Genomic DNA, 26,807 nt, shown 5'->3' on the forward strand with positions numbered 1-26,807 from the left:
GAACGGATTTTTGCCCAATTGTTAGGGGTGTGGCAGAGAGCAGATGCACAGACACGGGCGCGGTTTTATGATTATTTGAACAAGCAATCGGGGGAGGAGCAGGCATGAAGATGCGTGGTTTTCAACAGCTTGATTTTTTTCAAAAGCCCGTTTTTCCTTGTCGCGAACCAGTGGCGCAGATTGATTTAGAGCGGTTTCGTTCTCGCATTAAGCGTGCCATGGCGCGGGCTTTGAGAGAATGCCGGGTTGAGCGCAGTGTGATTGCAGAGCGTATGGCGCATTATTTAGGGATTGGGTGTTTAAGTAAGGCAAGCTTGGATGCTTATGTAGCGGAAAGTAAGCAGGTTGATATTTCCCTGCCGCGGTTTAAGGCATTTGTGCGGGCGACAGAGGCATTTTGGCTCTGGGATGAGGTGGTGAGTGAAGATGGTTTATTGCTGTTGCAAGGGGATGAGGCGCGGTTAGCAGAGATTGCACGGTTGCAGCAGGAACAGCGTGAGATTGCGGCGCGCTTGAAAGCGATGCGTGCAACACCAGTGCGCATTAAAAGTGGGCAGCCATGAAGGAATGGTTTTGTATTGCTGAATTGGCTGAGGCGGCTTTGCCAGGGTTGCCAAAGAGCAAAAGTGGATTTCGTAGGATTTTATCGACGAAATGGCGACATCAAAGTGAATTGCACGTAAAGTTAAAGGGGTTTCTCGTCCTGTTGTAGAGGTTCACATTTCCTTATTACCGGAGGGAGCGAGGACAAAGTGGCAAAGGTGCAAGTTGCACCTTTGCCAAATGATGGTGTCTTAAATGGCAAAGGAACAGTTTTATCTTTTGCCGAACATGTGGCGGACCGTATTGGTTTGTCCTCAAAATCAGTAAGACGTCTTAACAACATTGTTCAGCATCTACAGCCGGAGTTGCGGTCGGTTTTGCGGGGGACGGCATTGGCAGATAATCAAGCGCAGTTGTTAAAATTAGCGAAGATGGAGCCGGTTGCGCAACGGCGTGTGGCAATTGCTTTGCAACAGGTTGAGGGGGATTTACGGCGGGCTGTTGATTTGGTCAATGGGATTAATACGCCTCCGCAAATTAATGAACAGGAACGGATTTTTGCCCAATTGTTAGGGGTGTGGCAGAGAGCAGATGCACAGACACGGGCGCGGTTTTATGATTATTTGAACAAGCAATCGGGGGAGGAGCAGGCATGAAGATGCGTGGTTTTCAACAGCTTGATTTTTTTCAAAAGCCCGTTTTTCCTTGTCGCGAACCAGTGGCGCAGATTGATTTAGAGCGGTTTCGTTCTCGCATTAAGCGTGCCATGGCGCGGGCTTTGAGAGAATGCCGGGTTGAGCGCAGTGTGATTGCAGAGCGTATGGCGCATTATTTAGGGATTGGGTGTTTAAGTAAGGCAAGCTTGGATGCTTATGTAGCGGAAAGTAAGCAGGTTGATATTTCCCTGCCGCGGTTTAAGGCATTTGTGCGGGCGACAGAGGCATTTTGGCTCTGGGATGAGGTGGTGAGTGAAGATGGTTTATTGCTGTTGCAAGGGGATGAGGCGCGGTTAGCAGAGATTGCACGGTTGCAGCAGGAACAGCGTGAGATTGCGGCGCGCTTGAAAGCGATGCGTGCAACACCAGTGCGCATTAAAAGTGGGCAGCCATGAAGGAATGGTTTCGTATTGCCGAATTGGCTGAGGCGGCTTTACCAGGGTTGCCAAAAACATATAAAAGTCTTGAAAACCACGGACGGGCATATTGGAGAAAAAATTCTAAACTCTCGAGGAAGGTGGGAGGCAAAACCAAGCCGGTTTGGGAGTATCACATTTCCTTATTGCCGGAGGGGGCGCGGGCGGCATTGTTGGTGCGGGCGGGTGGTGTTGATGTTTTGCAAAAGGCAGAGCTGACGAGACAAACAGAAGCGCTTTGGGTGCGTTATGAGGGGCTTTCCAAGGCGCATAAAAGGCGCTGTGAAGAGCGTTTGAAGGCGCTTTGTTTTTGGGAAGATTTGCTCCATGGCGGTATGGGTGTGCATGATGCGGCAAGTTTTTGTGCGGTGCAATTTGGAGTGAGCCGGATGTCGCTTTTTAATTGGCGGCAGATGGTTGAAGGGTATGAGCGCCCTGATTGGTTGGCAGCGCTTGCGCCTTGTTATGGTGAGGAGACTGTTTCACAATTTGCGCCGTGTCATGAGGGGGCGTGGGAGGTTTTATGTTCGGATTATTTGCGCTCGTCTCGCCCTGCTTTTTCGGCGTGTTATCGGCGGATGGTTTCGGTTGCGCAGGAGAAAGGTTGGGCGCCCATTCCTTCTGAGCGGGCTTTGCGTCGTCGTTTTAATGCGCAAGTTTCCAAAGCGGTTGTGGCGTTAGCGCGTGATGGCGAAGAAAAGGCAAAAAAGCTTTATCCGGCACAACGGCGTGATCGCTCGAGTTTGCATGCTTTGCAAGCGGTGAATATGGATGGGCATAAGCTAGATGTTTTTGTGCATGTTCCTTGGGGGCAAAAGCCTGTGCGGCTTTATCTGATTGCCATTCAAGATCTTTATTCTGGTAAGATTTTATCGTGGCGCTTATCGGATGCTGAGACTTGGGAAATCGTGCGTTTGGTGATTGGGGATATGGTGGAGGCTTATGGGATACCGGAGCGTATGACCTTGGATAATGGGCGTGCTTTTACCAGCAAGTGGATTTCTGGAGGTGTGCAAAACCGTTTTCGTTTTAAGATTAAGCCGGATGATCCGCAAGGGCTTTTGACGAGTTTGGGTGTGCAATTGCAATGGACGACCCCTTATAGCGGACAGTCTAAACCAATTGAGCGGGCATGGCGTGATCTGGCAGAAGCGATTTCCAAACATCCCTTTTGTGCGGGGGCTTATACGGGTAATAAACCGGATGCTAAGCCGGAAGATTATGGCAAGCGCGCGATAGGATTTGAAGCGTTTAAAGCCCATGTTGGTGCGCAAATTTGTGCACACAATGCGCAAGCGGGGCGTAAGGCGGTTAATTGTGCGGGGCGCAGTTTTGATGAGACCTTTACTGAGAGCTTGCAAGCCGCGGGGACGATAGTTCGGCAAGCGAGCGCAGCACAACGGGCTTTATGGCTTTTAACCTCTGAGGCGTTGCGTGCGCAAAAGGGTACGGGCGAGATCCATTTTTATGGCAATCGTTATTGGGCGCGTGAACTTAACCAGTATGCGGGGCAAAAGGTGATTGTACGCTTTGATCCGGATAATTTGCACCAAGATTTGCGGGTTTATGATTTGAATAATCGGTTGCTTTGTTTGGCACCATGCCTTTGTGATGTAGGTTTTTATGACCAGCATGCGGCGCGCTTGAATGGGCGTTTGCGTAAAGAATATGTGAAGGCTGTTAAAGCAGAAAAACAGCTAGCAGCAAAGCTTGCGCCTGATCAGTTGGCTGATGTTTATGGGCGCTTTGAGAAAAAGGATGAAGCGTTGAAATCCAAGGTTCCGATAAAGCCAAAGGTGAGCCGCTTGATGCCAAACCATGCGGGGAACTTAGCTGTGAAAGTGCAGGATGATGAGGCTTTGGACGCCCAAGAATTCAGTCAACACTTGCATAAAGCTTTAAGAAAGTTTTCCGCCTCTGATGAGGGGCGTGAAGTGATTAAGTTTCCTAAACGATAGGAAAGGAAAGAGGGGGGATTTGTAAGAATTCTCAAAAGGAAGCTGGTTTTGTATCGCGTACCAGCTTGAAGATTTAACAAAGAAAGGGGGGGAGAAGTCTTAATCCTTTAAAAGTTTAAATCAATACAATTAAATTTTTAGGCAAATCTTCAGATGCCTTTACCTGATTAGGTGAGGAACATGGAGTGATTCAACTTTCCCAAAAGACGAAGGAGAGGGGGATTTTATAAGGTTAGCCGTTTTAGTATCGCGTACGGCTTTAAATGTTTATTGAAGACAAAAGATAAGGGGCGGGTGGGAGCCCTTCCCCTTATCAGTAGTCTAAAATCAATACGAAAGGGGAATATACATGAAAAACGCGATAAATGCAACGGTCGATAAAAATCCTTGGGCGCGACCTAAAATCCAGCCCAGTGGGACAGCCCAAAACCGCAACAGTGATGACATTGCTTTATGGAATGAACTTGTGGATGCAGTGAGAGCTTTGGGGCAAATGAATGATTGGTCGAAAGCGGAGGTGGCGCGGCGCATAGGCATGCCGGATGGGACGTTTTCGCAATGGTATGCGGGCAGTTATGCGGGGCAATTGGGTAAGCAAAATGCGAAGGTTCAACAATGGGTTGAGGTTTTTAAAGAAACGGCGGGGTTTTTGGAAAAGATCCCTGAAAAACCAGCCTTTCAGAGGAATCGCATTGCCAGTGAGATTATTGATACTTTAACATTGGCACAAAGTACGGGCGATATGGTGATGATTACGCTTGATGCGGGCAGTGGTAAGACCGAAACCTGCCGCCATTACCGCGCAACCCGTCCGCATGTTTATCTGGTGACAGCAAGCCCGCATACGCGCAGTGTTCACGGTATTTTGAATGATATGGCAGCAGAATTGGAAGTGGTGGAATATAATCCCACCCGCTTAACCCGTGCCATTGGCAAGAGATTAGAGCGCGTGGGTGGTGGGACGCTATTGATCGTTGATGAGGCGCAAAATTTAACGGATGAGGCGATTAATCAGTTGCGCCATTTTGTTGATATTAATGGCACGGGGCTCGCTTTGGTTGGGAATGATGAAATCTCTGGGCGGTTGGTTCACCGTCAAAATGGTCCCTCTTATGCGCAAATTAAAAGCCGATTGGCAATGCATCTGAAGCGCCGCAAACCCTATAGTGAGGATATTGCAGCGCGTATTCATGATTGGGGAATTGAAGATGTTGGGGCGATAAAGTTTTTGACAGGGATAGGCTTAAAGGCTGGGGCTTTGCGGCAAATTGATAAAACCATGATGTTGGCACGTATGGCAGCGCTTGGGGATGGGTGTGAGGTGACATTGAAACATGTCAAAGCGGCATGGAAAAACCGTGACGTGGAGGAATTGGCATGATCCCTTTATGCGACAAAGAATTATCCGATACGCTTGTTGGTCTTTATGACGATTATCAATGTGGTTTTGATATTGGAGAAAAGCTTAAATTGTGTGTTGATTTGGCGTTATTGCTTGAATTGGAGTTGAGTGTTCACCGTTTGGGGGAGGCGGATGCGGTTTTGGAAGCTGAAGTTGCAGAAGTTTTGGCTGAGTGTGAAGGCTCTGATCGAGATGAAGATAAGACCAATCGTGTGATTTATATGGATTTTGGAGGCGGAAAATGATGGAACGGAACCCTTATATGGTGAGAGAGTGCTTGATTGCTTTGCGCTCTGCCTTGTTAAAACATGAAGTGAATGGGATTTTTTTGCATGGACAAGATGTTCGAGAATTAAATGAGTATTTGCGCCGCCTAGCGGGCTATAACCACATTTTGGGTCATGAGCTTATGCGGTGTCGTTGGCAATTGAAAGCGGGATGTGCGCCTTCTTCAGGGGATGTTGTGCCGTTTCGTCGTTTTCAAAAAACATAAGGAGGAAGTTGGTGATGAATCCACAAATTGAACTTGAAGGCACACGTTATATGAAGGATGCAAAAGGGGCTTTGGTGCCGGTAAGCTTGATCCGCCCTGCGGATTTGTTAGAAGATGAAACGGTGCGCAAAATTATGGGTTTTGCGAAAGAGTTATCGGCAAGGATTGCGCGTTTTAACAACCATACGATTGCGGATTTGAGTGGTTTTGATAGCTTGCTTGCGCAAGAATATGGTATGGAGCGGCGTGGTAAAAAGGGCAATTGTACTTACACAAGCTTTGATGGTTTGCAACGCATTAAGGTGCAGGTACAGGAAAGTGTTGATTTTGGACCGCAATTGCAAATTGCCAAAAGCCTTCTTGATGAGTGTTTGAATGAATGGTCTGCGGATGCACGCCCTGAAATCCGTGCGATTATTACGCGTGCTTTTAATACGGATAAAGAAGGCAAGGTGAATCGGGGGGAGATCTTTATGTTGCTGCGTTTGGATATTGATGATCCACGCTGGAATGAGGCTATGCGGGCGATCCGTGAAGCGATCCGTGTGACGACATCTAAGGAGTATGTGCGTTTTTATGAGCGTGAAACATTAGAAAGCGCTTGGCGCCCTGTAACCATTGATCTGGCGAAGACGTGAGGGGGTGAGATGTCTTTAGCTGTCCTTCATATGGGAAAACGCGCGTTAGGTCTTGATGATGAGACCTATCGCGCACTGCTCTATCGCTTGACGGGCAAGCAATCGGCGAAGGATTTGAACTATTCAGAAAAGCGCTTGGTCGTCGCTGAAATGAAAGCGTTTGGTTTTGAGCCGAATGGGAAGCGTTTAGAGGGTAAATATGCCAAGAAGCTCCAGGCGCTCTGGATTGCTGGGTGGAATCTTGGCATTATTCGTGATCGTTCAGATAAAGCGTTGCTTGCCTTTGTGAAGAGACAGACAGGCGTTGATCATGTTCGTTTTTTACGCGATAGCGATGATGCGTGTAGAGCTATTGAAGCGTTGAAAGGTTGGTTGCAGCGTGATGGTGGGGTTGACTGGAAAGGGAAAAAGATTCAAGATTCATGGCAAAAAATGCCAGGATATTTGATTTTGTATGCCCAATGGAAGCGTTTGAATCCTGCTGTTGTGTTTGATGTGGAAGCTTTTCATCAAAGTGTTATGGCGTTAAGTGGTAAAGCTTTGGGTGAGATGGACGAGGGTGATTTTAGAGAAGTGATGAATGTTTGGGGGCGGAAAATCCGTAAAGGTGTTACAAGCGAGGGGTAAGCATGCATGCAAGAGGAAATCTATAGCGATTTTCCTGCCTTATTGCGTGAAATAGCCGCTGTTGCGGGCAGTGAGGCGGCATGGAATATGATGCGTGCTTTTGGCGGACGAGAAGTTTATATCCCTGGGCGTCTTGAGAATGCGGATTGGTTGATTGAAATTGTTGGGTTTGAAGAGGCGGAGCAATTGATCAAGTATTTTTGTTTTAATGGTTCTGGTGTGCGCCTTCTTATCCCCCTTGGTAGAGATGCTGAACGGCGGCAAAAAATGCTAAAAGCGTTGCAAAAAGGCTGGTCTGTGGATGCTGCAGCTGCTGTTTCTGGTATGCATGTGCGCACGGCTTATCGCTTGAAAAAGAGAATTTCTTCACAAGAACCACAAGGTTTATTATTTCCAGAGCTTTATGAGTATTGAGATCAATGACTGACAGTGTCAGGCTTATATTGGGGGAGTGAGACCCGATAAACTGCGGATGAATTTTTATTCATTGAGTGGTTTGTTATGATTTCAATAGATGCCTCTTTTCTTCATTGCCTTGCGCCTAAACTGGCACACCATGCGCGCCAAGATTTTATTATTGTTGAAATGGCACGAGCGTTGCCTAAAGCTTTGTCTTATGGTGCGATCACGACAGGTTTGCGTGTTGCACATTTTTTAAGCCAATGTGCCCATGAGAGTGATGGATTTTATACGGTGTGTGAATATGCCTCTGGGCGCGCTTATGAGGGGCGGCGTGATTTAGGTAATGTCAACCCTGGGGATGGGGTGCATTTTAAGGGGCGTGGTTTGATCCAATTAACGGGGCGGAATAATTATCGCCGTTTTACGAATTTTTGGCGCTTAGTCGATGAACAAGCGGTTGATTGTGAAGCATTTCCAGAAGTGGTGGAAAGATTTCCAGCAGCGCTTTGGTCTGCCATTTGGTTTTGGCAGATGAAAGGTTTGAATAGGTTTGCTGACCAAGATGATTTACTCAGAATTACTAGAGCAATTAATGGGGGCAAGAATGGACTTGTGCAACGTTTGACGTATCTTAATCGCGCTAAAAAGCTTTTGGGGCTGTCATGCGAGGTGAAGTCATGAAACCGTCTTATCGTGGTTCTCGACGTTATTTATGGTGGTCCTTTTGGTTTGCTTGGGGGGTTATTTTTTTGCTCATTTCTGGTGGTTTGTGGGGTGCACCGCATATTGTTGATATGGCCAGCATTTCTATTCCTTCGATGGTTGCGATTATCGTTGGCAATTTGGGTGTGCACCGCGGTTTTGGTTCTGTGGATTTTTCCAATAGGAAACATTCCCATAAGCGGCATAGCAGCTCCTATGATGGGGTGGAGATAACGGGGTGGGGGGATAAGCGCAATGTTTAATCCACTTTCAAAACTGTCTTTTGGTTTGTTGTTTTTGGCAAGTGTGATGTTTACGGCTTTTGGCTTTATGAAAGCGCAAGTTTTAAAGGCGGAAAAGGCGCGTGATTTGTATTGGCAGTTGGAGATTGCCAAGGTTTCAGCACGTGCACAGCTTGAAATGGAGCGACAAAGGCAAGCCGCGTTTGAAGCCGAGCATCAAGCGCAAGGGGTGATTTCGGCTCTGGAACAAAAGCTAGTGAAAATGGAGAAGGTCAATGCAGTATTGCCAACTACTGGCTGTGGTATTGGGCTTGAGCGTGTGCGCTTGCTCAACACCCAAGCCAAGGGATAGTTTTGCGTATCAGTTTTTATCGGTTGAATTGCCGCCTGTTGTTCGCATGGCGTGTGCCCGCCCATCTTTACTGCCAGAGCGTGCTTTGAATGGGCGCGAAGTGGTGCACTATTGGAGCCGTGATCGCGCAGCTTTATTGATCTGCGAACAGCGCAGAAAAGCAGCGGAGAGAGCGCTTTTAGGCAATAGGGAGGGGGCTTTCAAGTGAACTTGGATATCAGTGTGGCGAATGGTTGGTTGTCTTTGCTTTTATCGGTTATTGCGATTTGTGGGGTTTTGAGAGCCTATTTTTCTTCTGGTGCGCGGGAAATGCTGAAAGACATGACAGTGCTTAAAGAGCGTGTGCAAAAGTTAGAGACGGAGATGGACTTTTTGCCTGATCGTGATGCGCTGCAAAGGTTGGAAGTAAATATGGAACGTTTAGATGGTCGTCTCAATACGCTTTCTGCACAATTACAAACGGTGGGGGCGATTGGTGAGCGCTTGCAAGAGTTTTTATTGGAGAATGCCAAGAAATGAAAGCAGATATGGATAAAATCATCCGTGAAGAAGCGCGGTTGATTATTTTAAAAGGGCTTGCTTGTGAGCGCAGTGAAACTTTATCGAGTGCGATGATTGAGCGGCTTTTATACAGTTATGGTATTCGGCGTGATCGCGATTTTGTGCATAATGAACTGGCTTTTATGGAAGATCAAGGTGCTGTCACATTAAAACAGGCAGGTTCAGTTTTTCTTGCGGCATTAACAGAACGGGGAGCGCGTCATTTAGACCGAAGCTTTTCCATTGAGGGGATTAAGCGGCCTAAACGTTCATCAATAAAAGACGAGGTAAAAGATGCGCAAGGTCGGGCGTGGACGTTTAACGGCGATTGATTTATTGCCGCAAGCTTGTGATCAAATCATTGCTGTGGCTGCTGAGGCTTTAAATGGGCGTGAGAAGACACAAATGGCTATTTATGGTGAGTTTAAAGCGGCTTTGAAGGCTTTACAAAAGGAAACGGGTTTAAGTTTTTCCATTCCCTCTTTTTCCAGTTTTAATCGTTATTCTTTGCGTTTAGCGGTGATGTCACGGCGCTTAGAACAGACAAGAGAAATTGCAGCAAGCCTCTCGCAGCGCTTTGATGCCAAAGCTTCTGACAATATTACTCTTTTGACGGCGGCGGCGATTAAAGAACTGATTTTTTCGACATTGAGCAGTGGAAAAAGCCTTTCACCAAAGGCAGCCCAAGAATTGGCTAATGCGCTTAAAGGCGTGTTGGCGGCTGAACATTTGTCGACCACCAGACGGCAAAGATTAGAGAAGGATTTTGCCTCCAAAGCAAGTAAAGCGGTTGAGGTGGCAGCAGTCGCAGCGGGGCTCTCAGAAGAGACGGCACGGGCTATTCGCGCGCAAGTGTTGGGGGTTAAAAATGACTGAAAGGCTTCCCTTAAAAAGTCATGTCTTTGATCATCAAAGTGGTTTTGATATTTGGCAGGCGAGTACTTTTCCAAAAGAGCAAGATCCTTTAGCGGAAGGGATTTTGATGGCGCATCAACGCGCATGGATTGAAGATAAGTCCCCATTAAAATTGGTTGAAAAGGGGCGGCGGACCGGCATTACTTTTGCGGAAGCTTTGGATGATACCCTTATTGCAGCAGCAACGCGTGAAGCTGGTGGCGATAATGTTTTTTATATTGGAGACACCAAAGAAAAGGGACGTGAATTTATTGGTTATGTGAGCAACTTTGCTTCAGCACTTACCAGAAATAGTGGGGATGTGGAGGAATTTTTATTCTCTGATCAAAAAGAGGATGGGTCAACAAAATATATCTCTGCTTATCGGGTACGGTTTGCTTCAGGGTTTCGCATTGAAGCGCTCTCAAGCCGCCCTGAAAATATTCGCGGACTACAGGGCATTGTGGTGATTGATGAGGCGGCGTTTCATCAAGATGTGCGCGCTGTTTTGGATGCGGTCAATGCTTTGTTGATTTGGGGAGGCAAGATCCGTGTGATCTCCACCCATAACGGTGTTTTAAACCCTTTCAATGAATTGATCCGTGAGGCGCGCGCAGGCAAAGTGCCTTTTTCGGTGCATTGTTACCCCTTTGGTGAAGCTGTTAAAAATGGCTTGTTTAAACGGGTTTGTGCCATGAAGGGGAAGGTGTGGAGTTTAGCATCTGAGCAACAATGGGAAAAGCAAATCCGTGCCTCTTATGGGGTGCGTTTGGCTGCTATGCGCCAAGAATTAGATGCGATACCGGCCGATCAAGAAGGGGCGGCTTTAACACGCTTACAGATTGAAAATTGTTGTGCGCCTGATATTGCGGTGTTGCGTTTTGCTTGTGTGGATGATTTTAAAAATCAATCGGATGATCAACGAAGTCAAGCTGCTCTTCATTGGTGTGAGGGGTGCTTAAAGCCTCTTCATATTGGTCTTGACCGGCGGCGCCAACATGTTTTTGGCGTTGATTTTGCCAGATCGGGTGATGCGACGTCGATTGTTGTGATGGAAATTGGGCAAGATCTGGTGCGCCGTGTCCGGTTTATGGTGGAATTGCGCAATACGCCGTTTGACCAACAAAGAGAGATTTTATTTTATGTGGTGAATGGCTTGCCGCGTTTGTTGGGGGGCGCTTTGGATGCACGGGGCAATGGGGCTTATTTAGCCGAAAAAGCGGCGCAGCGTTATGGGGGGCTGGTGCGGGAAGTGCAATTGTCGCAAAGTTGGTATGGCAAAGAGATGCCGGCTTATTTGGAAGCTTTTGGGGATGGGTCCATTGTTTTGCCGCGCGATAGTGACATTGTTGCGGATCATCAAGCGCTTGCTTATGTCAATGGCATTGTGAAAATTCCAGACAATCATCGTTTTAAAGGCAGTGATGGTTTTATGCGCCATGGTGATAGCGCCATTGCTTGTGCTTTGGCTTATTTTGCTAGCCGGCAGACGCCTGAAATTTATGATTATACACCTGTGAGAGAGGCTTATGGTTTTGATGAAAGCTCACTCTTTTCAACGCCTTTTTTTTCAACAATGCGATCAAAGATTTATTGATGGGATAATGAGATGGTAAAACTTTTAGATCAGTGGGGCAGGGCGCTTAATATCAAAGGGTTGGAGCGTGAAGTTGCAAGCCCTACCATTAATGGTGTTCGTGATGTATGGTCACAAACCATTGTGAGTGGTCTAACCCCTGCGCAACTTGCCGATATTTTGCAACAGGCAGCACGGGGTTATCCAGAACAGTTTTTCCAACTTGCCGATGATATGGAAGAGCGTGATTTGCATTATCGTGCTGTGCTTGGCATGCGTAAAAATGCTTTGACAGGTGTGGAGCCTGGAGTGATTGCAGCAAGCAACAGTGCACAGGACAAAAAGATAGCAGATGCGGTGCGAGAAATGATTAGTGCACCCACCTTTGTTGATGATTACGTGACGGATTTATTAGATGCTTTGGGTAAAGGTTATGCGATTGTTGAAACCTTGTGGGACAAGAGTGCTAAGGAATGGTGGCCGGTTGCTTGGAAATGGCGTGACCAGCGGTTTTTTCAATTAGATCGACGGGATGGTTTTCATTTGCGTTTAAAAGAAGAGGGGTCTCACTATGGGATTGAGTTGCCTGCTTATAAATTTTCCATTCACCGCCCAAAGTTAAAAAGTGGTTTACCTATCCGCACGGGGCTTGCACGCCTTGCAGCTTGGGCATTTCTTTTCAAGTCTTATACCTTAAAAGATTGGATGGCTTTCTTAGAAGTTTACGGCATGCCGTTGCGTGTGGGCAAATATGGTGCGAGTTCTTCTCATGAGGAACGGCGGGTTCTCATTCAAGCGGTGCGTGATTTATCTAGTGATGCGGCAGCGATTATTCCCAAAGAGATGGAGATTGAATTTATTGAAGCGGCAGGGGGCAGTGGCAATGCGGTTTTTGCCGCAAAGGCTGAATATTTAGATCGGCAGATCTCTAAAGGAGTATTGGGGCAAACGATGACGACGGATGATGGCGCGTCCTTTTCGCAAGCGCGCATTCATGAAAATGTGCGCCATGATATTGCCAGAGCTGATGCACGGCAATTGGCTTTGACAGCTAATCGTGATTTGATTGTGCCTTTTGTTGAGATTAATTTTGGGCGCCAAGAGCGCACCCCCCTTGTCTATTGGCCGATTTCGGAAAATGAAGATATTAAAGCCATTAGTGATGCTTTAGAAAAACTTGTGCCTCTAGGATTGCGTGTTGGGGCGCAAGAAGTGCGCAATAAGATTGGCTTTTCGCAACCAACAAAAGAAGAGGATGTTTTAAGGGCTGCTTCTCTTAGTCCTGATGATGCGGGGCAACAAAAGGCTCATGTTTGTGCTGATTGTGGGGGTGCTTTTGATGTTTCTGTGACAAGAGAGGGTAAAAGTGGAAAAGAGCAGGGTGGGAAACATCACGACGAATTGGACCGACTTTCTGAAGAGGCTTTAAGTGACTGGGAAGAGGATTTAGAGCCCCTTTTAGAGCCTTTTAAAAAGCTTGTGAGAGAGGCTAAAAGTTATGAGGATATCCTTAAAGGCTTGGATGAATTGTTAGGTGAGATGGATCATCATGCCTTGGCAGCACGCTTGGCAAAGGTGCAAATGATTGCGCGGGGACTGGGGTATCATGGATGAGGAACTTTTTAAAACAGCACCCAAAGAGGTCACCCGTTATTTTGCCGCCAAAAATATTGTTCCAAGCTTTGATTGGCGGGATATAGCACCAGAAGAGCATGCCTTTTCCTTTACGGTAGCAAAATCGGTAGGTTATGACATTTTGGATGAGTTTAAGCGAGCCGTTGGAGATGCCATAAAGCATCAAGTTCCTTTTCAAGAGTTTCAAAAAAATTTAATGCCGATTTTACAGGAAAAGGGTTGGTGGGGGAAAAAGGCCAGCATTGACCCGAAAACGGGTGAAAAGAGTGTGGTGCAATTGGGCAGTCCGCGGCGTTTAGAAACGGTCTATTGGGCGAATACCATGAGTGCCCATGCGGCAGGTGAATGGGAGCGCACACAAAATAATAAAGAATTTTTGCCCTATCTCACCTATGCTTTGTCAAGTTCAGAACATAAGCGTTTAGAGCATGAAAGTTGGGTGGGGTTTACGGCACCTGTTGATGATCCCATTTGGGATTGGCTTTATCCCCCCAATGGTTGGCGGTGTAAATGCAGTGTGCGACAGGTAAGCCGTTATGAGGCGGACAATTTAGGCTATGAAGAGGGGGTAGAGCCACTTCATGTTGAAAAGCAGGTTTGGCACAATAAACGGACGGGGAAAGTTGAGAAGATACCAAAGGGGATTGATCCTGGATGGCATTCTAATCCTGGGAAACATCGCTCACAAAATTTAAGCCGATTTTTGAGTGATAAAGTCTCTGTAATGGGGGACAATCGCAAGCGCATTGCCATTGAAGATATTGTGGGCTCACCACTTTTGGAAGCCATGTTTGAAGGACGTATGCCTCGCGGGTTTATACCCATTGCACCTATACCACAAAAGGTGCGTGATGTTTTTGCAGCGGAAAATTCTCTTATTCGCTTATCTTCAGACAGCGTAAAACATATTTTGTTAGAGCATCAAGCGCGGTCTCTTCACTTGGAGGATTTTCGAGGTGCCATTCAAACACTTATCCGCCCTCATGGCGTTATCAGACGTAAAGATACGCAGGGTGTTATGTTTTTTGGTGAAAGTGGTGGGGCATGGTGGCGCTTTGCAGTCAAATGGGTAGCAAGCAAACAAGAATGGTGGCTTATCTCGATGCATAAAAAGAGCTTTCGCGAAATTCAACGTTTGTTAAACGCGGCTGAAAAAAAGGGCGAGAGGTTGTTGTAAAGAGAATACCGTAAAGCTCTGTTGGTGTTTGTGAGAAGGAACCGGTGTGTGAGGAAAAACGAGAAGGCGTGGAGGGCGGTCAACTCCTCGCAGGTCCGGTAAAACCGTCCTGGCAAAACTGGCTCACGCCTTACATTCAATGATATAATGTTTTTAAGCCAAAAAGCAATCTTTAAAAAACGGCTTGAGAGAGGCTTTTTTGTGTGGAGTGATAAATTGTACCTTTCACTTCACAACGGCGCTCTATCGCCTTTGAAGTGCCTTTGAAAACGATTTTATGGGATGGTTTGGCACGGGGGTTTTACTCACAAGGAGAATAATAGGGAAAAGAGTGCTTTTTTGAGAAATGCTCTTTTGACTGACAGTGTCAGACTTATAGTGGGAGTAAGTTTCATGCATTGTATTGCCAATGACAATTGTAAAGCAATAGGCAATGTATGGAACAGGAATTTCACGAAGATCCAGAAAACAGGGATCCAGAAAACAGGGATCCAGAAAACAGAGATCCAGAAAACAGAGATCCAGAAGATGGGGATGCAGAGACAGTTCATGATGAGGCATTTCATGCTGAGTTTATTGATCTTTGCCAAGATATCACCGTTAGCCAAGCGCCTGAGTGGGTAGAGCTTTTGCCCAAAGCGCCTCATGTGAAGGCACGTGATGGACGACAATGGCATTATAACCCGCAAACGATTTTAAAAGCCTTTGCAGCCAATAAAGGACCGCTTGTGATAGATTATGAGCATGGGCAACATCACCGTGCGAGAAATGGTTTAGAAGCGCCTGCCAGTGGTTGGATTGAAGAATTAGCAGAGCGGGATGGTGCGATTTGGGGACGCGTTAAATGGACCGATATGGCAGCTAAAAAAATTATTGCCCGAGAATATCGCTATCTTTCGCCTGAGTTTCGCCATTCCAAGAAAGGTGAAATTTTGAATTTAGCCGGTGCTGGTTTGGTGAACCGTCCAGCCCTTGTCATGACGGCTTTAAGCCGTGAACAGCCTTCCCCTATAACTTTGACGGAGAAAAAGATGGATTTGACAGCCATTGCCAGTGCACTATCGCTGGCAGAAGATGCTAAAGCGGATGAGGTTTTAGCAACGCTTAAAGCGCGCGAAAAGGAACGCGTGGAATTAAACGCCCAATTAACAAAAGCGCAAGAAGATTTAGCGCTTTTGCAAGAAGAGCAAAAAAACAGTGCCATTGAGAGTCTTTTAGATAAGACCATTGAAGAGGGCAAGATTTTGCCGGCTGCGCGCGAGGAATATCGTGCACTTTGTGCCCTTGAAGGGGGGATGGAACATTTTCAAAGTTTGGTTGAGAAGTTGCCGGCGCTTGCCACAACAAGCCCTTTAGAAGTGTGTGCCTTAGCACAAGAACCAAAGCTTGCTCCAGAAGTTATTGCGCTTGCGGCACGCCATTATCAACAAGAGCAGAAGCAAAAAGGCTTCGACATCACCATTAGCCAAGCGGTTGAGTATATTAGCGAGCAAAAGGAGCGCCAATCATGAGTACGATGATTTTGATTAAATCTTTTCGCGCTGGAGATGTGATCTCACCTTATTGCATTGTTGCAGCCCGCACTGAGGGAATGGTGGCAACGGCTTCTGGAAAAAGTGATAAATTATTAGGCACTGCCGGGTCTTGTGAAGCCAAGGCTGGTGAGATGATTGATGTTGGCCAATGTGGTTGGGGTGAAGTTGTTTGTGGGGGCAATGTTTCCTTTGGTGATTTTTTAACCTCTGACCCCAAAGGGCACGCCATAAAGGCAGAAGCAGCAGACCGCACCATTGGTATTGCCATGAGTGATGGTTCTGCTGGTGATGTTATTTCTTTTAAAATTAATTAATCGAGGCTTAAAATGAACAGACCTTTTCCCATTGATCCAACACTCACTGCTATTGCTATTGGTTATCGCAATCCAGCAGGTTCTCTTATTGGCGATAAAATTTTGCCACGCGTTTGTGTTTTAAGTGAGGTGTTTAAATATAGTGAATTTCCTTTAGCGGAAAATTTTACCGTGCCTGAACTTGAGGTTGGGCGAAAAGGGCGCCCGAATGTGGTGGAATTTTCTGCCTTTGAACGGGAAGCCAGTGTCAAAGATTACGGACTTGATGATCTTATCCCCAATTCAGATATTGAAGCAGCGGCACGCGCCAGGGCTGAGCGACGCTCTCGTTATAACCCCGAAAAGACAGCCGTGGAAGGACTTGCCAATTTGCTAGAATTGGGGCGTGAAGTGCGTGTTGCAGCCCTTGTGCAAAGAAGTGAAAATTACGCACCAGAGCGCGTGATAACGCTCAAAGGTGAGAATAAATTCAGTGATTATGAAAAATCTGACCCTTATGCCACTTTAGATGAGGCGATGGATAAAGCTCTCGTCTATACGCCCAACACCCTTGTGATGGGTAAAGTTGTTTGGTCAAAACTCAAACGTCATCCCAAAATCATTAAAGCCGTTAAAGGGGGTGGCACTGCTGATGGTTTTGTCACCAAGGCGCAATTTGCTGATCTGATGGAAATACACCCCGATCGTTTACTCATTGGTGAATCACAAGTGAATTTGGCTCGCAAAGGGCATTCGGCACAATTGGCACGGGTTTGGGGCAATAAGATTGCACTGCTTTATATTGACCCCACCAAACAACAGGCGGATGGATCGGTCATCAGTTGGGGCTTTAGCGCTCAGTTGGGTGAACGTTTGTCTGGAGTGATCACTGATCCAAATATCGGCTTGTCAGGCGGTAAACGGGTGCGTGTGGGGGAACGTGTGTGTGAATTGGTCGCCGCAAAAGATGCCGGCGTTTTGTTGCAAGACGTTGTCTAAGGGAAACTTTGAAACATGGCTTATGCAAGCAAAACACTGATTGAAGAACTCTGGGGTGATGACTTCTTGGATGATTTGTGCGGGATGGATGAGAATTCTGATCCAGTTTTTTCAGAGCAAGCCATTGCCCGCGCTCTAAACCAAGCAAGCGGTGAGATTGATGTGCATTTGTCTCATCGCTACTTGGTCCCCATTGCTGGACAGCCGGCGGCTCTGGGTATGATCTGTGTCAATATTGCTGTTTATAATTTAGCCATACGCCATACGGCACTGACCACGACCATTGAAGATCGTTACAAACAGGCGGTTGAACTCTTGAAACGCATTGCGGAAGGCAAAGCGGGTTTGGGGGGCGATGAGCCTAAAATTATGAGCGAAGAGGGACCGGTTCGTGATGGGGCTTTTTTCCATGCTAAGCCGCGTTTGATGGGAAGATAACATGTCTGTTTCAACCCATATTGAGATTAAAGAGACAGGGCTTGAAGCGGCTTTATCCTTTTTGCAAAAGGGCGCTGATCGCTCGATGGGAACTTTAGCACAAGGGGTTGGGCGCCTTATCCAAGAGAGTACTAGACGGCGGATTCAAAGTGGAAAAACAACCATGCCCGTACCTCCATTCTTTTTGCTAGTGGGGCGCTTTCACGCTCCATTGATATGAAGGCTTCACCAGAAAAGGTGATTGTGGGGAGTGGGTTGGTTTATGCGCGGATTCACCAATTGGGTGGGGTTATTCGCCCGAAAAATGGCAAGACACTGCGTTTTTTTCTTAAAAGTGGCAATGTACACCGCTTTGTTTGTGTACGCCAAGTGACCATGCCGGCGCGTGCCTATTTGGGGCTTTCAGAGCACAATAAAGTGGAAATTGTCAAAGCGGCAGAAGATTGGCTGGAAAGGGTCTTTTCATGAGTCAAACGATCACACAAGCAGGGCGCATTAATCAGTTTCGTGAAGCGGTGATAAGAAGCCTTAAAGGGGCTTTGCCAGATGTGCGCGATTGCGGCTGTCAATTTGGACGTTTTAACTTAGAAGAATTGGAAACACAGATGCTGGTGGCTCCAGCCATACGCGTTGCAGTGTTAGCAAGCCGTTTCAATTCTGTTGCTTCTGGACAGATGAGTGCCGATCTTCATTTAGGGGCTTTTATTATCACCACGGGCAAAGAGCGTGATGTTTCCAGTTGGCTTTTGGCAGAAGCCATTGCGGTGCTTTGTCATAGCGGGCAATTGTGGGGGCTAACGCATTTGAGTGCCCCGCGGGATGTCGAGATCGAACCGATTATCTCTGCGGCGATTAAGCAGCGTGGTGTATCGATAAGCGTGGTGGAATGGCACCAAGATTTGCATCAGTTGGGACAGGATATTTTTTGCGATGAAGGACAACTCAAAGCTGGTTTGATCTCATGTGATGATGAGGTGGAGGCATGAATGATGCGCACCTTTTGAGTGACACTTTGCGGCAAATGATGAAGCGTCTTGATGCGCTTGAACGCTGTCTTGCCAACCAGCACATGATTGGGCGGGTTGCAGAAGTTGATGGTCATAGGGTGCGGGTAAAACTTTCCGAACAGGGTTCCAATGGACAAGCGGTTTTATCGCCTTGGCTACAAGCGCAAGAAGCTTCTGGTGCTGTTTCAAGCAATATGCCCCTCCATGTTGGTGATCCGGTGCGCTTGTTAAATCCCCATGGCGAAATTGGTTCTGCCTCTCTGGTGGTGCGCGATAGTTATAGTGAGGATGCACCTAATTGCGCACGCTCTTTCCAAGAATTTGCTCTGTGTTATGCCGGTGGTGCTTTGCGTATCACGAAGGATGAGCTTATTCTTTCCCATGGGGAAAACCAAATTCATTTGAGTAGCCAAGGTTTGGTGCTTTCTCATCAATCAACCCGTGTTGCATTAACGGGCAGTGTGCAGATTCAAGCAGAAGATTTACAGCACAATCAAAAATCGGTTGGCGCAAGCCACAAACATGGTGGGGTCAAAATGGGTCCCTCCACAACCTCTAGTCCTCTTTAAAGGAGTTTTTATCATGCGTGAGAATACTTATGTTATTTTAACCAATGCAGACTTTGTTGCAGGTAAGCGTTCACCGGGCAAAGGTGAAGAAATTTGTTTAAGTGAGGAAGCGGCTAAATATCCGTTGCTGCTTGGTCAGATTGCTGAAAAACCAGCCCCTGTTGTTTCTGCGCCCCCAACGGTTTCTACCACAAAGACAAGCAAAGGGGCTTAAAGCATGCGGTGCGGGATGAGCGAAAAGGACGGCTCTCTTTTATATGGCTTTGCGCATTGCCAACAGTCACTGCGTAAATGTCTGACGACAAGAATTGGGACACGGGTTTTGCGTCGTCATTATGGGTGCGATGTTGGAGCATTCCAAGACGCCAATGCTGATCCTGCGACGATGATGCAGCTTTATCAAGCAATTGTTGAAGCACTCGATGATCCAGAGTGTGGAGAGCCTGGGTTTTCACTGCAGAGGATTGATCTGACAAAAGCAACGCGTGAAGGCACATTCCATTTTGTTTTAACGGGTGTTTTTTATCCCGATGGGCATTTGGGCGATTGGTCACACAAAGAGCCAATGAGCATCAATTTAGAGGTTGGTGATGACAGAGTTTGAACCTTTTCCACTCCCACAAATTCCCTCTCCACAACTCCCCCCTCCACAACTCCCTTTGCCACAAATTATTGAAGAGCTTTCTGTTGAAGCCATTTTAGAGCAAAAGATCACGCGTTTGACTGAGCTTTTTGCAGCGCATCATATTCCGTATAATGTGGAAAAGACGGCTTATGATCCGGTAGTCATTCAATTACAAGCGGCTGCTTATGAAGAGTTGCTGTTGCGCCAGCGGATGAATGAAGTGGCACGGGATAATTTACTCGAATTTGCGCGTGGAACAAGTTTAGACCATTTGGGAGATTTCCATGGGGTCACACGCCTTTTAGATGAGGATGATGAGCGTTTTCGCCGCCGCATTCGCTTAAATAGACAAGGACACTCCACAGGGGGCACAGCGTCCCGTTATCAATATTTTGCCCTCTCCAGTGATCTCCATGTCAAAGATGCTTTTGTTTATCGGGTGGGCAAAAGCCCGCTTATTCATGTGGCGCTTTTTAGTGACGCCCCTTCAGGGGTGGCTGATGAGGCTTTAATTGCCAAGGTACAAGCAGCCCTTGATTGCCCCCATGTTAAAATGACCAATGACCACATCTTTGTGAAAAGCGCGGTGCAGCGGATGATCGATATTTCTGCTGATTTTTGGTTGTTACCGGATGAAGGCTCCTTTGTTTTGGAAAGAGCGGAGCAGAATTTAAGAGCAGAATGGGCGCGTGCGCAAAGGCTTGGGCGTGATCTCTCAATAAGTTGGATATTAAGCCGCCTGATGGTTGAAGGCGTTCACCATGTGAACATAACGCACCCTTGTGAGGATATTTTGGTCGCACCGGATGAAGCCGTCGCACTAGGGGATATTGTCTTGTCTGAACGGGGGCGCGCTTTTTGATGCTTTCCTCACTTTTGCCCCCGAATTCGAGCTTGTTTGAACGTTGTTTTGCCGAAGCAATGGCTCTTGACCCTCATGTTAAAACGGCACTCGAAGAAATACCCCGCGCGAAATTTATCACGCGTCCGCCTTCTTGGTTGCCCTTTTTAATAGACGAATATGGCTTACAAGAATTAAACCCTTATGTTCCAAACCTCTATGATTTGATTGATCAAGGGCTTTCATGGAAGAGGGTACGTGGCTCCCTTGCGGCAATAGAGATGGGGCTTGAATGGCTAGGGATTTCAGCACGCTTTCAACCCGCCTGGACGGGGCGCGCATGGTGGAATTCCTTTCAACTTGATTTTGATCACTTGCCTGAACGCAAAAGCCTTGAAGCTATTGAAGCGATTACCGACCTTTCCAAAAGTTTGCGCTCTGATTTTCGCCGTGGGACCTATGGTTATGATGTGCAAGCTATGGAAGCCAATATGTCACGCCTTGATGACAGCATGTTGGATTCTGAGAGCGGTGTTCGCTTAACAGCTGGAGGAACATTGTTTTCCTTTGGGCGCACGACAGAGATAGAGAATGATACTAAAGATAGAAACTGGTTTTTAATTGATGCCTTCATATTTTTATTCCAATTTAGCATCAAAAATTTTACAATGACGCGTACAGTACTGGTGCATCCTAATCATAAATATGCTGCTATATCAGGGTTATTTTAATTTATAGACCACAAGAAAAAGAAAAGATTTTATGAGGAAAATAATGCTATAAAGTCAGAAATTTATACGCAATAAATTAGAGAGATAGATCGAAGTTTTATAAAATACTTTATGAGACAACAGCCGAACATATCTGGCGTTACTTTTACTTATTTTTACAAACGTTCATTTATGTCTTTGCGTTATATTCGTAAAGATCAGATTAATGGTAATCTATAGATAACTCTTGGTTGACAATATGAAAGGAAAGCGTGATACTATAGTAGAGTTTTGCCTGTCTTTATCGTTTAACCAGTAAAAGTGATTACAAATCCGTGATTTCTCCAAAAGTGATTTTTTCATACCTATAAACAAAAGTTAGATCAAAACGACTTTTTTCTCTTAAAACTGTAAACAAATATATTGTAGCCGTATAGCTTGAACGAAGTTAGATATTTACCTGAATAACTACAGTATCTATTTTAAGAATAGAGAAGATATTTCATATCGCTATGATGTTATTAAAGAGCTCTTAAAACAATGATTCCTGGTGTTTTTGAAACATAATCCATAAAAGGAGAATCAACGACTTTTTCGTTTTCTTTTCGTGAAGAAGCATTTCTTAACATTGGCCCTTTATCTGTCATGATAAAGAAGCCCACGTGTGTTACGTCCAATCCAGCAAGTTTCGTATAAATACCAATGAAATCACCAGATTGTAAACGACCTATAACCTCCTCATTAATAAAGTTACTTGGAATGTAGGTTATCGTGCGCTTCACAACTGGCAATCCAGGTAGATAGCTTCCACCATCAGCTTTTTTGTTGAGATATTTTTCTGTTTTTACCGCATGGGGACTTATTTCAGCGGTAATATCAGTGGCGAGTTTATATTCTCTATAAGCCCAGTCCGTAAAAAAATGTTTCCGATTTAAAAAATCAATATTACCGTTAATATAACGCGTTTTTATGACGTTATTTATGAATTCTGTTTGGGATGTTGACTTGCGCAATGCTTCAACATAATCTAGATAAGTAAAGCAATCTAAGCCTCTAAAATCAATAATCAGTTTTTCTGGTGTATTTTCTGAGCCATGTAACATATTTGCTTGGTAAGGTGTCCCTAAAAAAGCTTCAGAAAGAAAGTCAATTAGCGCCCCTTTTTCCTGATAATTGGTCTCTGAACGTTTTTTGAGAAGAGCATTTAATTTATTTAGAGTATAGGGATCTAGGTTTACGTTGGTTGTTTGTTCTATTTCTATTTTATTTTCTAAAACACTCTCTTGTGAATCAGAATCCTGAACATCACATCCTGTTACCAACATTAAAATGAAAATTAATAGGGATATTTTTCGCATTTTATACACCATTTTTGAATTAAAAATTCATGACGAACTATTTCTAAAAGTGCTATTTTTTTTAATGCTGATCATGATCATCGTTAAATTTAATGGTAGCATATAATCATTAGGAGTACCAATGAATATAAAGATAAAATCATGATTTTTAAGGTTACACAAATTGCAAGCGATATGAATATTTTCTAAAATTATAGAATTAAAGAGTTTTTCTCTATAATATACTTATTTTTTTAAGAGCTTATCTTTTAAAAGGTTTCAATTGCTATAGGATATCTAACGTATCCAATGGAATTGAGATTCCTGAAAACGGTGGTATGAGAGGGGGAAATGATGTCTGATAAAATTCATCATAATGTCTCTAAAACTATTGAAAATACTCTGTGTTTCATGAAATTTTGTTCATGAGTTTGTCACATAAATATTTTGTTCGTATAATGCGAAAAATATTTTTTATGCTTTGACAATGATATACCAATTAAAACGTAATTTTATAGTTTTATCTTGACTCTTACTTAAATTTTTACTTTGTTATTATTTTATATGTGAAAAGTATACGGTATAGAATACTTTTAAAAGGAAAAGGGAGTTAAAAGAGAGGGGGGAGTAATTGTATGCGTAAAATAGTGTGTATGTTATGCAAGACCAAATGCTCAATCCGAAATTTGTTCAGCGTGGGCTCATTTTAGTGTTCATCACTTTATTGTTAGATATTCTTGGCATTGCAATTATTTGTCCTGTTTTGCCTGAATATTTTTCTCAATTAACTGGAAAAGATGTCAGTACAGCTTTTGTAGAAAGAGGAAAATTACTTGCAGCTTATTCAGTGATGCAGTTTTTGTTTGCTCCTGTTATTGGCAATCTTTCTGATCGTTATGGTCGTCGTCCTATTTTGCTTGTCTCTATTATCTGCTTTGCTCTTGATAATCTGATATGTGCTATAGCATGGAGCTATTCTATGTTATTTATCGGGCGTCTTTTGTCAGGGATAAGTGGTGCTAGTTTTGCAACTTGTACAGCTTATCTTGCGGACATATCCAATGATAAAACCCGTACACGTAATTTTGGTCTGTTAGGTGTTGCATCCGCATTGGGGTTTATTTTAGGATCGTTTATTGGTGGTTTTTTAGGTCAGTTTGGTCCGCGTATACCGTTTTATTTTGCTGCTGGTTTTTCACTCATTATTTTATTTTTGCTTGGCTTATGCTTCCAGAAACTCTTTCTCTATGGAATAGGCGCTTTTTTGATATTAAGCGGGCAAACCCCTTAGGTGCTTTTTGGCATCTGAAACAATACCCGATGGTTCTTTGGGTGTTATTGGTCTTTTTTCTTTATTGGTTTGCGGAATCTGTATGGTTAAGCATTTGGGCTTTCATTGCAAAAGAACGCTATGATTGGAGTTCTTTTTCTATTGGGCTCTCCTATAGTGTTTTTGGGATAGGCCAATTTATTGTAGTCGCTCTCATTTTGCCTTATTTTTCTAAACGATGGAGTGATTGGCATATTGTTATAGTGGGGCTTTTGTTTGCTTCCGTTGCTATGCTAGGCTATACATTCGCGACGCAGGGGTGGATGGTTTATATGGTTTGTGCGTGTACAATGCTTGAATATCTTGTTCATGCACCTATACGTGCTATTGCTTCAGCGCAGGTACCGACAAATGTACAAGGAGAACTGCAAGGAGCGATGACATCTGTTATTTCGTTAAGTTTAACATTTGGTTCTGTTTTTTATGTGTTTCTTTTTGAATGTTTTACAGATAAAAATGCACTGTTTTATTTTTCGGGTGCTCCTTTTGTTGGAGGCTTTTTTCTTCTTGTCGTTGCAACAGTTATTTTTGCCTTGCGGGTACGTTAGTTTGTTGAAAGGGGCTGGTACATACTATTTTGCTAGAAGAATGCACAAGATAAACAAAATGTATCATTTTATAGGCAGAAAGTTTTTTGTGATATTTGTTTCACAAAGTGTTGTATAAAATATCGATATATTCTTCTCATTTAGTGCAAATAATTTTTTTATTTTGTGATATTGTTTGTATAGTAGAGTCCGTATTTTTTCTATTGCTTGCAAATTAATATCCAGTGCTAATGCAGCAGCATATTGAAAACAAAGATTAAAACGTATCTGCGTTAGATGTATCAGTACTGTATGAACAATTCCAAATTTTATATGGCAAATTGGAAGTAAAATATTGCGTATATTTGTTTGCATCACTTCTGGAATCGAAAGAAAACCTCATTTTGGAAGAATATAAAGTTGTAAAATTGAAAAGCCGTTTCCTGTTTTGACATCACTTTTTTATTCGGCTTTACAGCTTTCAAAACCATCTAAAGCAATATCTTTTAAAAAGTAGAGATTTGTTGCATTGTCTCACACTTTAATTTTTTTATTCTTTAATAGGAATTATGCTTTTCATGCAAAATAGAATGCTTAGAATTGTATTGTGAATCCAATACTTATTTGAAGGTTAGACACTTTACTCTTTTTAAAAATGGTTTTTATCGGCACATTTATCTTGCTTGGGGGGAGAAGCCAATGATTTTGATGGATACGACCTTAAGAGAAGAGGAATGAGAAAAATTTAAGCTATTCAGTGTTCTCTTTTTAGTGGCAAAACGATAAATAAGATCACTTATTCAATAAGTTGTCGGTATAAAAATAATATAGTTGTGTGTGGGAAGATGATATAATTTAAAGGAGAGAAGCTAGAAGGGGGGATATTTTATTTTAAGATATTTTTTTATAATTCATAATGAGATCACAGAAATGCTGAAAGAGATAGTGGCTATCTTGTGGTCCAGGAGAAGCTTCAGGGTGATATTGAACAGAAAAAACTGGTTTTCCAATGATTCGGATACCACAGTTTGAACCATCAAAGAGAGAAATATGTGTTTCTTGGACATGTTGGGGTAAAGTGGTTGCATCTACAGCAAAACCGTGATTCATCGATACAATCTCAACTTTTCCAGTGTTAAGGTCTTTAACTGGGTGGTTGGCACCGTGATGTCCTTGGTGCATTTTCACGGTTTTTGCACCAACCGTAAGAGCGAGAAGTTGATGACCAAGACATATTCCAAAAATTGGTAAATTATGATCAATTAATGTTTTGATCGTTGGAATGGCATATTGAGCGGTAGCTGCGGGGTCTCCTGGTCCATTAGAAAGAAAAACGCCATCAGGGTTCATTGCTAGAATTTCTTTTGCAGTTGTGTGGGCAGGCACAACAGTAATGCGTGCTTTTTGTGTTGCCATAAGGCGAAGAATATTACGTTTAATACCATAGTCAATTGCAATGATATGAAGATTGTGCACATTGTTTGTACCATATCCTTTATTCCAACTCCATGGTTTTTCATCCCATTGCATTGATGATTGGGATGTCACGTCTTTCGTAAGGTCAAGATTGATGAGACCGTGCCATTTTTGCGCACGTTTCTTTAAAGAAGGAATATCAAAATTTCCATTAGAATCATGTGCAATGACAGCATTTTGTGCACCTTTTTCACGAATAAGAATTGTAAGCGCACGTGTATCAACACCACAAAGTGCAATAATTTTACGCGTTTTAAGCCATTGATGAAGATTTTCATTGGCACGATAATTTGAGGGATGTGTAATGTCTGCCTTGAATATGGCGCCAACAGCACCATGACAATTGAGAGGAGTGAGAGCTTCAATATCTTCACTATTTGTCCCTACATTTCCTATATGAGGAAAAGTAAAATTAACGATTTGTTGTGTGTATGACGGGTCTGTGAGGATTTCTTCATAGCCTGTGATGGCGGTGTTAAAACATACTTCAGCTTCAGCGATACCTGTAGCACCTGCTCCTTTGCCTTCAATAACGGTTCCATCAGCTAAGACTAAAAGGGCTGTAGTTTTTTTGATCGTCCAAGGGAGGCTGGGTGAAGTAGTTTGTATCATAGTATGTATCCACAATTTATTCTCTGAAAGGTATAATGATCAACTTTACACAAAAACCATATCTTTAACAGATGCTGTGTATATTATTCTGGTAACGTTTCGCTTGAAATAGGCAGTATAAGTATATTCCATGAAGAGGTAAAGTTTTGTTTTATCTTTTCGAAGATCGAGTCCTTAATTATTTTTTTATCCTCC

30 protein-coding genes and 6 pseudogenes are annotated in these 26,807 nt (G+C 44.2%); 34 read left to right on the plus strand and 2 right to left on the minus strand.

Going from position 1 to position 26,807, the window contains the following annotated elements; genetic code table 11:
• The 33 genes and pseudogenes from PVV60_RS02130 to PVV60_RS02295 form a co-directional block, all read left to right on the plus strand.
• Nucleotides 1-108, plus strand: a pseudogene (locus PVV60_RS02130) (chromosome partitioning protein); the annotation flags it as partial.
• Nucleotides 105-563, plus strand: coding sequence for a hypothetical protein (locus tag PVV60_RS02135; RefSeq protein ID WP_273722786.1), 459 nt, complete (start codon nt 105-107; stop codon nt 561-563). The pseudogene PVV60_RS02130 and the gene PVV60_RS02135, both read left to right, overlap by 4 nt.
• Nucleotides 560-747: pseudogene (locus tag PVV60_RS02140) on the plus strand (hypothetical protein); the annotation flags it as partial. The gene PVV60_RS02135 and the pseudogene PVV60_RS02140, both read left to right, overlap by 4 nt.
• Nucleotides 747-1,199 (plus strand): annotated as a pseudogene (locus PVV60_RS02145) (chromosome partitioning protein); the annotation flags it as partial. The pseudogenes PVV60_RS02140 and PVV60_RS02145, both read left to right, overlap by 1 nt.
• Complete coding sequence (locus PVV60_RS02150) at nt 1,196-1,654, plus strand: hypothetical protein (protein WP_273722786.1); 459 nt, start codon at nt 1,196-1,198, stop codon at nt 1,652-1,654. The pseudogene PVV60_RS02145 and the gene PVV60_RS02150, both read left to right, overlap by 4 nt.
• Nucleotides 1,651-3,633 carry a transposase domain-containing protein gene (locus PVV60_RS02155; protein WP_273722790.1) on the plus strand — a complete coding sequence of 661 codons (1,983 nt, stop codon included), beginning with the start codon at nt 1,651-1,653 and terminating at the stop codon, nt 3,631-3,633. The genes PVV60_RS02150 and PVV60_RS02155 overlap by 4 nt, the downstream gene beginning before the upstream one ends.
• A gap of 349 nt (nt 3,634-3,982) precedes the next feature.
• Nucleotides 3,983-5,014 (plus strand): AAA family ATPase, encoded by a 1,032-nt coding sequence (locus PVV60_RS02160; RefSeq protein WP_273722792.1) that lies wholly within the window; start codon nt 3,983-3,985, stop codon nt 5,012-5,014.
• Nucleotides 5,011-5,280 (plus strand): hypothetical protein, encoded by a 270-nt coding sequence (locus PVV60_RS02165; RefSeq protein ID WP_273722794.1) that lies wholly within the window; start codon nt 5,011-5,013, stop codon nt 5,278-5,280. The genes PVV60_RS02160 and PVV60_RS02165 overlap by 4 nt, the downstream gene beginning before the upstream one ends.
• On the plus strand, nt 5,277-5,528 hold the full coding sequence (locus PVV60_RS02170; protein ID WP_273722795.1) for a hypothetical protein: 252 nt from the start codon (nt 5,277-5,279) through the stop codon (nt 5,526-5,528). The genes PVV60_RS02165 and PVV60_RS02170 overlap by 4 nt, the downstream gene beginning before the upstream one ends.
• Before the next feature lie 14 nt (nt 5,529-5,542).
• Nucleotides 5,543-6,166, plus strand: coding sequence for a DUF3164 family protein (locus PVV60_RS02175; protein WP_273722952.1), 624 nt, complete (start codon nt 5,543-5,545; stop codon nt 6,164-6,166).
• 9 nt (nt 6,167-6,175) lie between these two features.
• Nucleotides 6,176-6,793 (plus strand): regulatory protein GemA, encoded by a 618-nt coding sequence (locus PVV60_RS02180; protein WP_273722797.1) that lies wholly within the window; start codon nt 6,176-6,178, stop codon nt 6,791-6,793.
• Between the two features lie 6 nt (nt 6,794-6,799).
• Complete coding sequence (locus tag PVV60_RS02185; protein ID WP_273722799.1) at nt 6,800-7,207, plus strand: helix-turn-helix domain-containing protein; 408 nt, start codon at nt 6,800-6,802, stop codon at nt 7,205-7,207.
• A gap of 87 nt (nt 7,208-7,294) precedes the next feature.
• Entirely contained in the window at nt 7,295-7,876 is a 582-nt protein-coding gene (locus tag PVV60_RS02190; protein WP_273722801.1) for a peptidoglycan-binding protein, read from the plus strand.
• Complete coding sequence (locus PVV60_RS02195) at nt 7,873-8,160, plus strand: hypothetical protein (RefSeq protein WP_273722803.1); 288 nt, start codon at nt 7,873-7,875, stop codon at nt 8,158-8,160. Before PVV60_RS02190 ends, PVV60_RS02195 begins: the two co-directional genes overlap by 4 nt.
• Nucleotides 8,153-8,491 (plus strand): hypothetical protein, encoded by a 339-nt coding sequence (locus PVV60_RS02200; protein WP_273722805.1) that lies wholly within the window; start codon nt 8,153-8,155, stop codon nt 8,489-8,491. Before PVV60_RS02195 ends, PVV60_RS02200 begins: the two co-directional genes overlap by 8 nt.
• Nucleotides 8,457-8,699: a hypothetical protein gene (locus PVV60_RS02205; protein ID WP_273722807.1), complete on the plus strand. Its 243-nt coding sequence runs from the start codon at nt 8,457-8,459 to the stop codon at nt 8,697-8,699. Before PVV60_RS02200 ends, PVV60_RS02205 begins: the two co-directional genes overlap by 35 nt.
• Nucleotides 8,696-9,010: a DUF2730 family protein gene (locus tag PVV60_RS02210; protein ID WP_273722809.1), complete on the plus strand. Its 315-nt coding sequence runs from the start codon at nt 8,696-8,698 to the stop codon at nt 9,008-9,010. Before PVV60_RS02205 ends, PVV60_RS02210 begins: the two co-directional genes overlap by 4 nt.
• The gene (locus PVV60_RS02215) at nt 9,007-9,363 is read left to right on the plus strand and encodes a hypothetical protein (RefSeq protein ID WP_273757093.1); all 357 of its coding nucleotides are present in this window, start codon (nt 9,007-9,009) and stop codon (nt 9,361-9,363) included. The genes PVV60_RS02210 and PVV60_RS02215 overlap by 4 nt, the downstream gene beginning before the upstream one ends.
• On the plus strand, nt 9,326-9,907 hold the full coding sequence (locus PVV60_RS02220; RefSeq protein WP_273722813.1) for a phage protein Gp27 family protein: 582 nt from the start codon (nt 9,326-9,328) through the stop codon (nt 9,905-9,907). The genes PVV60_RS02215 and PVV60_RS02220 overlap by 38 nt, the downstream gene beginning before the upstream one ends.
• A complete protein-coding gene (locus PVV60_RS02225) occupies nt 9,900-11,522 on the plus strand; it encodes a hypothetical protein (RefSeq protein WP_273722815.1) in 1,623 nt (540 codons plus the stop codon). The genes PVV60_RS02220 and PVV60_RS02225 overlap by 8 nt, the downstream gene beginning before the upstream one ends.
• 12 nt (nt 11,523-11,534) lie before the next feature.
• Nucleotides 11,535-13,115 carry a DUF935 domain-containing protein gene (locus tag PVV60_RS02230; RefSeq protein WP_273722817.1) on the plus strand — a complete coding sequence of 527 codons (1,581 nt, stop codon included), beginning with the start codon at nt 11,535-11,537 and terminating at the stop codon, nt 13,113-13,115.
• Nucleotides 13,108-14,313: a phage minor head protein gene (locus tag PVV60_RS02235; RefSeq protein ID WP_273722818.1), complete on the plus strand. Its 1,206-nt coding sequence runs from the start codon at nt 13,108-13,110 to the stop codon at nt 14,311-14,313. The genes PVV60_RS02230 and PVV60_RS02235 overlap by 8 nt, the downstream gene beginning before the upstream one ends.
• 437 nt (nt 14,314-14,750) lie before the next feature.
• Nucleotides 14,751-15,824 (plus strand): phage protease, encoded by a 1,074-nt coding sequence (locus tag PVV60_RS02240; RefSeq protein ID WP_273722820.1) that lies wholly within the window; start codon nt 14,751-14,753, stop codon nt 15,822-15,824.
• Nucleotides 15,821-16,162, plus strand: coding sequence for a hypothetical protein (locus PVV60_RS02245; RefSeq protein ID WP_273722821.1), 342 nt, complete (start codon nt 15,821-15,823; stop codon nt 16,160-16,162). Before PVV60_RS02240 ends, PVV60_RS02245 begins: the two co-directional genes overlap by 4 nt.
• Before the next feature lie 12 nt (nt 16,163-16,174).
• On the plus strand, nt 16,175-17,140 hold the full coding sequence (locus PVV60_RS02250; RefSeq protein WP_273722822.1) for a capsid protein: 966 nt from the start codon (nt 16,175-16,177) through the stop codon (nt 17,138-17,140).
• 15 nt (nt 17,141-17,155) lie between these two features.
• Nucleotides 17,156-17,578 (plus strand): gp436 family protein, encoded by a 423-nt coding sequence (locus tag PVV60_RS02255; protein ID WP_273722824.1) that lies wholly within the window; start codon nt 17,156-17,158, stop codon nt 17,576-17,578.
• Between the two features lies 1 nt (nt 17,579).
• Nucleotides 17,580-18,046, plus strand: a pseudogene (locus PVV60_RS10735) (phage virion morphogenesis protein).
• The gene (locus PVV60_RS02270; protein ID WP_273722828.1) at nt 18,043-18,564 is read left to right on the plus strand and encodes a hypothetical protein; all 522 of its coding nucleotides are present in this window, start codon (nt 18,043-18,045) and stop codon (nt 18,562-18,564) included. Before PVV60_RS10735 ends, PVV60_RS02270 begins: the two are co-directional and overlap by 4 nt.
• Complete coding sequence (locus PVV60_RS02275; protein ID WP_273718809.1) at nt 18,561-19,154, plus strand: baseplate assembly protein; 594 nt, start codon at nt 18,561-18,563, stop codon at nt 19,152-19,154. The genes PVV60_RS02270 and PVV60_RS02275 overlap by 4 nt, the downstream gene beginning before the upstream one ends.
• Before the next feature lie 13 nt (nt 19,155-19,167).
• Nucleotides 19,168-19,368, plus strand: coding sequence for a hypothetical protein (locus tag PVV60_RS02280; RefSeq protein ID WP_015856807.1), 201 nt, complete (start codon nt 19,168-19,170; stop codon nt 19,366-19,368).
• 3 nt (nt 19,369-19,371) lie between these two features.
• The gene (locus tag PVV60_RS02285) at nt 19,372-19,758 is read left to right on the plus strand and encodes a GPW/gp25 family protein (protein WP_273718804.1); all 387 of its coding nucleotides are present in this window, start codon (nt 19,372-19,374) and stop codon (nt 19,756-19,758) included.
• Nucleotides 19,745-20,641: a baseplate J/gp47 family protein gene (locus PVV60_RS02290; protein ID WP_273722830.1), complete on the plus strand. Its 897-nt coding sequence runs from the start codon at nt 19,745-19,747 to the stop codon at nt 20,639-20,641. The genes PVV60_RS02285 and PVV60_RS02290 overlap by 14 nt, the downstream gene beginning before the upstream one ends.
• Nucleotides 20,641-21,213 (plus strand): annotated as a pseudogene (locus tag PVV60_RS02295) (phage tail protein); the annotation flags it as partial. The gene PVV60_RS02290 and the pseudogene PVV60_RS02295, both read left to right, overlap by 1 nt.
• Before the next feature lie 638 nt (nt 21,214-21,851).
• On the opposite strand, the gene PVV60_RS02300 reads toward PVV60_RS02295, so the two are convergent.
• Nucleotides 21,852-22,688: a DUF1460 domain-containing protein gene (locus PVV60_RS02300; RefSeq protein WP_273722832.1), complete on the minus strand. Its 837-nt coding sequence runs from the start codon at nt 22,686-22,688 to the stop codon at nt 21,852-21,854.
• A gap of 637 nt (nt 22,689-23,325) precedes the next feature.
• On the opposite strand from PVV60_RS02300, the pseudogene PVV60_RS02305 reads away from it, so the two are divergent.
• Nucleotides 23,326-24,545, plus strand: a pseudogene (locus PVV60_RS02305) (MFS transporter).
• Nucleotides 24,546-25,415: 870 nt separating this feature from the next.
• Here the strand turns inward: PVV60_RS02305 and carA are convergent.
• Nucleotides 25,416-26,612, minus strand: a complete 1,197-nt coding sequence (carA, locus tag PVV60_RS02310) for a glutamine-hydrolyzing carbamoyl-phosphate synthase small subunit (protein WP_273722834.1) — start codon at nt 26,610-26,612, stop codon at nt 25,416-25,418.
• Nucleotides 26,613-26,807: the final 195 nt, after the last annotated feature.

Origin of the sequence: Bartonella sp. AU18XJBT (assembly GCF_028618595.1) — a bacterium.
Taxonomy (GTDB): Bacteria; Pseudomonadota; Alphaproteobacteria; order Rhizobiales; family Rhizobiaceae; genus Bartonella.

What these genes read in the sequence shown, in the direction of transcription:
- PVV60_RS02135 (WP_273722786.1), top strand. Translation starts at nt 105, where the DNA reads ATGAAGATGCGTGGTTTTCAACAGCTTGATTTTTTTCAAAAGCCCGTT.
- PVV60_RS02150 (WP_273722786.1), top strand. Translation starts at nt 1,196, where the DNA reads ATGAAGATGCGTGGTTTTCAACAGCTTGATTTTTTTCAAAAGCCCGTT.
- PVV60_RS02155 (WP_273722790.1), top strand. Translation starts at nt 1,651, where the DNA reads ATGAAGGAATGGTTTCGTATTGCCGAATTGGCTGAGGCGGCTTTACCA.
- PVV60_RS02160 (WP_273722792.1), top strand. Translation starts at nt 3,983, where the DNA reads ATGAAAAACGCGATAAATGCAACGGTCGATAAAAATCCTTGGGCGCGA.
- PVV60_RS02165 (WP_273722794.1), top strand. Translation starts at nt 5,011, where the DNA reads ATGATCCCTTTATGCGACAAAGAATTATCCGATACGCTTGTTGGTCTT.
- PVV60_RS02170 (WP_273722795.1), top strand. Translation starts at nt 5,277, where the DNA reads ATGATGGAACGGAACCCTTATATGGTGAGAGAGTGCTTGATTGCTTTG.
- PVV60_RS02175 (WP_273722952.1), top strand. Translation starts at nt 5,543, where the DNA reads ATGAATCCACAAATTGAACTTGAAGGCACACGTTATATGAAGGATGCA.
- PVV60_RS02180 (WP_273722797.1), top strand. Translation starts at nt 6,176, where the DNA reads ATGTCTTTAGCTGTCCTTCATATGGGAAAACGCGCGTTAGGTCTTGAT.
- PVV60_RS02185 (WP_273722799.1), top strand. Translation starts at nt 6,800, where the DNA reads ATGCAAGAGGAAATCTATAGCGATTTTCCTGCCTTATTGCGTGAAATA.
- PVV60_RS02190 (WP_273722801.1), top strand. Translation starts at nt 7,295, where the DNA reads ATGATTTCAATAGATGCCTCTTTTCTTCATTGCCTTGCGCCTAAACTG.
- PVV60_RS02195 (WP_273722803.1), top strand. Translation starts at nt 7,873, where the DNA reads ATGAAACCGTCTTATCGTGGTTCTCGACGTTATTTATGGTGGTCCTTT.
- PVV60_RS02200 (WP_273722805.1), top strand. Translation starts at nt 8,153, where the DNA reads ATGTTTAATCCACTTTCAAAACTGTCTTTTGGTTTGTTGTTTTTGGCA.
- PVV60_RS02215 (WP_273757093.1), top strand. Translation starts at nt 9,007, where the DNA reads ATGAAAGCAGATATGGATAAAATCATCCGTGAAGAAGCGCGGTTGATT.
- PVV60_RS02220 (WP_273722813.1), top strand. Translation starts at nt 9,326, where the DNA reads ATGCGCAAGGTCGGGCGTGGACGTTTAACGGCGATTGATTTATTGCCG.
- PVV60_RS02225 (WP_273722815.1), top strand. Translation starts at nt 9,900, where the DNA reads ATGACTGAAAGGCTTCCCTTAAAAAGTCATGTCTTTGATCATCAAAGT.
- PVV60_RS02230 (WP_273722817.1), top strand. Translation starts at nt 11,535, where the DNA reads ATGGTAAAACTTTTAGATCAGTGGGGCAGGGCGCTTAATATCAAAGGG.
- PVV60_RS02235 (WP_273722818.1), top strand. Translation starts at nt 13,108, where the DNA reads ATGGATGAGGAACTTTTTAAAACAGCACCCAAAGAGGTCACCCGTTAT.
- PVV60_RS02240 (WP_273722820.1), top strand. Translation starts at nt 14,751, where the DNA reads ATGGAACAGGAATTTCACGAAGATCCAGAAAACAGGGATCCAGAAAAC.
- PVV60_RS02245 (WP_273722821.1), top strand. Translation starts at nt 15,821, where the DNA reads ATGAGTACGATGATTTTGATTAAATCTTTTCGCGCTGGAGATGTGATC.
- PVV60_RS02250 (WP_273722822.1), top strand. Translation starts at nt 16,175, where the DNA reads ATGAACAGACCTTTTCCCATTGATCCAACACTCACTGCTATTGCTATT.
- PVV60_RS02255 (WP_273722824.1), top strand. Translation starts at nt 17,156, where the DNA reads ATGGCTTATGCAAGCAAAACACTGATTGAAGAACTCTGGGGTGATGAC.
- PVV60_RS02270 (WP_273722828.1), top strand. Translation starts at nt 18,043, where the DNA reads ATGAGTCAAACGATCACACAAGCAGGGCGCATTAATCAGTTTCGTGAA.
- PVV60_RS02275 (WP_273718809.1), top strand. Translation starts at nt 18,561, where the DNA reads ATGAATGATGCGCACCTTTTGAGTGACACTTTGCGGCAAATGATGAAG.
- PVV60_RS02280 (WP_015856807.1), top strand. Translation starts at nt 19,168, where the DNA reads ATGCGTGAGAATACTTATGTTATTTTAACCAATGCAGACTTTGTTGCA.
- PVV60_RS02285 (WP_273718804.1), top strand. Translation starts at nt 19,372, where the DNA reads ATGCGGTGCGGGATGAGCGAAAAGGACGGCTCTCTTTTATATGGCTTT.
- PVV60_RS02290 (WP_273722830.1), top strand. Translation starts at nt 19,745, where the DNA reads ATGACAGAGTTTGAACCTTTTCCACTCCCACAAATTCCCTCTCCACAA.
- PVV60_RS02300 (WP_273722832.1), bottom strand. Translation starts at nt 22,688, where the DNA reads ATGCGAAAAATATCCCTATTAATTTTCATTTTAATGTTGGTAACAGGA.
- carA (WP_273722834.1), bottom strand. Translation starts at nt 26,612, where the DNA reads ATGATACAAACTACTTCACCCAGCCTCCCTTGGACGATCAAAAAAACT.